Below are 2,123 nucleotides of genomic sequence, written 5' to 3' on the forward strand. Positions count from 1 at the left end.
AATTGTGTCAGGTGCTGGAGCAGGCCCGTGCCCGGTTATAGCCGGGCCCTGGCGGTCCTTGCGGCTCTCAGCCTGGTCTGCATGGCGTTGTCCGTGAGTGTCGGCAGCGCTTCGCTGTCGGTCGGGGATACCTTCGCGGTGCTGACCGGAACCGGTACCCCGATCCAGCAGACCCTGGTGCTGGAACTGCGGCTGCCACGCACGCTGACCGGCTTTGCCACGGGCGGGCTGCTGGCGGTGGCCGGTGCCCTGATGCAGGTTCTGCTCAGGAATCCGCTGGCAGACCCATACGTACTCGGGCTTTCCGGGGGCGCCGCGGTTGGTGCGCTGCTGGCGATGATGGCCGGTGTTGCCGGCGCTGTGGTGTCCGGCTCGGCGTTTGCCGGCGCCCTGCTGGCGACCTTTCTGGTATTTGGCCTCGCCCACGGCACCGGAAGCTGGACACCTTCCCGGCTGTTGCTGACGGGGGTGGTGGTCGCTGCCGGCTGGGGTGCCCTGATTGCGCTGATCCTTGCCATGAGCCCCGCCCGGCAGTTACCCGGCATGCTCTACTGGTTGATGGGTGACCTCTCCCCGGCCGCCAACCCGGTTCCGGGTCTGATCCTGCTGACCCTGGTCTGCCTGCTGGTATTCCCGCTCGGGCGCAGCCTGAATGTGCTCGCCCGCGGGCCCATGCAGGCGGCTGCGCTGGGGGTGTCGGTGCGGCCACTGGAATGGACCATCTACATTCTTGCCAGTCTGCTGACGGCAACGGCGGTCACCATGGCCGGCAGTGTTGGTTTTGTCGGTCTGGTCGTGCCCCACATGCTGAGACTGGTGCTGGGCAACGACCAGCGCCTGATTCTTCCGGCCTGTGCCATGGCGGGTGGATCTCTGCTGGTGCTGGCGGACACGCTTGCCCGGGTGGTGATCGCACCTGAGCAGTTGCCGGTCGGGGTGATTACCGCATTGCTGGGGGTGCCGACCTTTCTTTACCTGTTGTACCGGAGCCGCTGATGAATCCACTGCAGGCCAGAGAACTGGTGATCGATATTCCCGGGCGTAGCAGTGGCCAGCCCCTGAATTTCACTGTCGGGCCGGGCGAGATCTGGGGTGTGCTCGGTCCCAACGGGGTGGGCAAGACCACCCTGCTGCACACGCTGGCGGGGCTGCGACCGCCCCGCAGTGGCTCCGTCCATCTGGGCGGGCATTCACTGGTTGAATGGAAACGGCGGCAGGTCTCGAAACAGCTGGGGCTGGTGTTCCAGGACCGCCAGGACGGCTTTCCGGCCACCGTGCTGGAAACCGCACTGATTGGCCGACACCCCTGGCTTTCACCCTGGCAGATGGAATCCGCCGAAGATGTAGGCAAGGCCCGGGCGGCACTGGAGGCGCTGGATGTCGGCCAGTTGCGGGACCGCCTGGTCAACACTCTTTCCGGTGGCGAACGCCAGCGGGTGGCCATCGCCACGGTACTGACCCAGTCCCCGGATACCTGGCTGCTGGATGAGCCCACCAACCATCTGGACCTGCACCATCAGGTGGCTGTGCTTGGATTGCTCCGGGCCCGGGCAAGAAAGGGGTGCTCAGTATTCATGTGCCTTCACGATCTCAACCTGGCCGCGCGCTGGTGTGATCATATCCTGCTGCTGTTCCCTGGCGGCGAAGCCTGCTGGGGCGAATCCCGGCAAATGCTGGTGCCCGGCGCGCTGGAGCGGCTTTACGGCCAGAAACTGCGGACAGCCGAAATAGACGGCGCCCCGGTGTTCGTTCCGGCAGGGAATTCGGATCCTCAGTCGTCCTGACCAGCCGTCGCAGTCGCGTTTAACAGAGAGGGTTTCTTCAGCGCCTTGGCAAACAGATCCCGCTCCTCCGCGATAGCCAGCGCACACTGTTCGGCCTGCTCGTCAGACAGATCTTTCACCCGCCCCTTGAGGAACATCATGATTTCCTCGGACAACTCCAGCATCCTGTCCCGGGCATCGGCGTCTGCCTTGTTTGCGAACAGCATTTTTTCCGGGTTCTTCAATGCCATGTCCTGCCCGTCCCTCTCCGAGAAATAAAGTGCCTGTACAGCCATGTGCCTGTTCTCCTGTGAGCCAGCTTCCCGTCAGGATGTAGTGTCAGCGGGATAAATCATTCAG

The 2,123-nt window shown here is 64.1% G+C and carries 3 protein-coding genes; 2 read left to right on the plus strand and 1 reads right to left on the minus strand.

What is annotated here, in order from left to right; genetic code table 11:
* The first annotated feature begins 81 nt into the window (after positions 1-81).
* Both VJ956_RS14945 and VJ956_RS14950 read left to right on the plus strand, forming a co-directional pair.
* Positions 82-996: an iron ABC transporter permease gene (locus VJ956_RS14945; RefSeq protein ID WP_324085838.1), complete on the plus strand. Its 915-nt coding sequence runs from the start codon at positions 82-84 to the stop codon at positions 994-996.
* Positions 996-1,784, plus strand: a complete 789-nt coding sequence (locus VJ956_RS14950; protein WP_324085836.1) for an ABC transporter ATP-binding protein — start codon at positions 996-998, stop codon at positions 1,782-1,784. The genes VJ956_RS14945 and VJ956_RS14950 overlap by 1 nt, the downstream gene beginning before the upstream one ends.
* Here the strand turns inward: VJ956_RS14950 and VJ956_RS14955 are convergent.
* Complete coding sequence (locus VJ956_RS14955; protein WP_324085837.1) at positions 1,772-2,059, minus strand: YebG family protein; 288 nt, start codon at positions 2,057-2,059, stop codon at positions 1,772-1,774. The two genes, VJ956_RS14950 and VJ956_RS14955, sit on opposite strands and share 13 nt — an antisense overlap.
* Positions 2,060-2,123 lie beyond the last annotated feature (64 nt).

This window comes from Marinobacter sp., assembly GCF_035268745.1.
Taxonomy (GTDB): Bacteria; Pseudomonadota; Gammaproteobacteria; order Pseudomonadales; family Oleiphilaceae; genus Marinobacter.